We start from the raw sequence: 1,965 nt of genomic DNA on the forward strand, positions 1-1,965 counted from the left end.
GCAACTCCGTTTCCCCAAGACGGTCGCCTGTCTGGAAAGCGCCGCCAGTCTCCTGCACCTCACGACCTCCGAGCCCCTTGAAACCGACCTCGCCCTCCCAAGGAGGAGCGTCGGCCGGACGCCCCGAGCCGATGGCGTTCACTTCCACTGGATGACCGACGAGGTCTACCTCCACGGCCAGACCGTCGACACCAGCACTGGCACGCCCATCCGCACCTTCAACGCCGCGAAGACCGTGGCCGACTTCTGCGCCCGCCGCCACAAGCTTGGCCGCGAGACCTACCTGACCATTCTCAAGGCCTACTTGGAGCACGGCGGACTGGGCGGAACACCGGGGGCGACCTCACCCCTGCTCGCCGCCGCCCGGGTGTGCCGGGTGGAGAAGGTCATCCGGGCCGACCTGGCGGTGCTGCGTGCCTGACAGGATCGTCAAGAACCCGGTGGCCAGCATCGCCGCGCGCCTCAAGAACGAGGCCGCCGCCCTGGGTCTCACGCCCGCGCAGCTTCAGGTCATGCCGCTGCAGATGGCCTACGCCCACCAGGGCTTTCTGGGCCGGTTGGACCTGAGCGCCCACGCGGGGCGCTTCGTCCTCAAGGGCGGCGCCAGCCTCTTCGCCCGGTACCGCGAACTGGGCCGNTCACCAGGGCTTCCTGGGCCGCCTGGACCTGAGCCCCCACGCCGAGCGCTTCGTCCTCAAGGGCGGCGCCAGCCTCTTCGCCCGGTACCGCGAACTGGGCCGCCCCACGCGCGACCTCGATCTCGCCGCACAGGGTCCTCCGGCCACCAGACCACCTGGCTACAGGCTCAGGCTGACCGGCGTGACCTGAAGGGGAGCTGCCGTGAGCGCCGTGTTCGTCGTCTTTACCTGTCGCGTTCCCTCGGAGCGGGCGGATGTGNCCTCGATCTCGCCGCGCAGGGGCCGGCCGCCACCCCCGAGGAGGTCGCCGGGTGGATTCGGGAGATCTGTGCACAGCCTTTCGGGGACCACCTCCTGTTTCCCCCGGAGGAGGTGCAGGTCCGCAGCGTCGCCCCGGAGTCGGCCGCCCATCCGGTGGTCAACGTCCGCCTCACCGCACACCTGGGGACGTCCCGCCAGCCGGTCGAGCTGGACGTCTCCTTCGGGAACGTCATCCACCCCGGGGCCTGCCTCCTCGAGTACCCGCGGCTGGTGATCCCCGAGGCCGTGCGGCTGCGGGCCTACCCCCTCGAGCAGGTGGTCGCGGAGAAGTTCGCCGCCATGGTGGAACTGAACGTCGCCAACACCCGCATGAAGGACTTCCACGACCTGTGGCAGATCGCCCGGTACGACCCGCCCTCTCCCCTCCCGGGCGAGAGTGCCCGCGGCATGCCCGCCCGCGAGTTGGGCGAGGCGATGGCGCGGAGTTTTCAGGTGCGAGGCACACCGCTGGCCGACCTGCCGTTCCTGCTGGGAGAGGACTTTGCCACCGACGCGGCCGTGACGGGCAACTGGGCGCGCTACCGCAAGAAGAACGCCTGGGCGCGGCTGCCGGACTTTCGGGACGTGATGGGGGTCATTCGGGCCTTTCCTGGAGTGGTCGCCACCACTCTCCCCGAGCGGATGCCGGGAGCCTGGGATCCCATGACCCTGCGGTGGAGGTGAGGCGGAACCGACCCGGCTGGTGTTCCCCCAGACCCGCGGGCGAAGCGGGTCTCGCGCGGGACATGAGTTGACTCCCCCTCTGGGCGCTCCCCATACCTCCGCCGACAGTTCCCACACCGACCTCCCCGGGGCCGTGAAATGACTCCGGTGTGCTGCGTGGTCATCCGGTACAAAAGGGGCCAACCCATCACATGGGCTGTCAATTCTGTAGAGGAAGCGTTGTCCGTCCAATGGGCAGGTCACGCCGCCAGCCATTCGAACTCCGCCTATCCTGACCCGGATGGCCGAAGAGTTGGAAAACTGACATCTTTCAGTTTTAGAAAAGCACGTCCAGCACGGCTTC

General features: G+C 68.6%; 2 protein-coding genes. Both read left to right on the forward strand.

The genetic code is table 11. The features are described from left to right. Positions 1–421, forward strand: a 421-nt coding sequence (locus QOL99_RS16700) for a type IV toxin-antitoxin system AbiEi family antitoxin domain-containing protein (protein ID WP_285525500.1), incomplete at its 5' end; no start/stop codon positions are given. A gap of 103 nt (positions 422–524) precedes the next feature. Beyond that, complete coding sequence (locus QOL99_RS16710; RefSeq protein WP_456318873.1) at positions 525–1,622, forward strand: nucleotidyl transferase AbiEii/AbiGii toxin family protein; 1,098 nt, start codon at positions 525–527, stop codon at positions 1,620–1,622. Positions 1,623–1,965 lie beyond the last annotated feature (343 nt).

Origin of the sequence: Deinococcus rhizophilus (assembly GCF_030271215.1) — a bacterium.
Taxonomy (GTDB): domain Bacteria; phylum Deinococcota; class Deinococci; order Deinococcales; family Deinococcaceae; genus Deinococcus; species Deinococcus rhizophilus.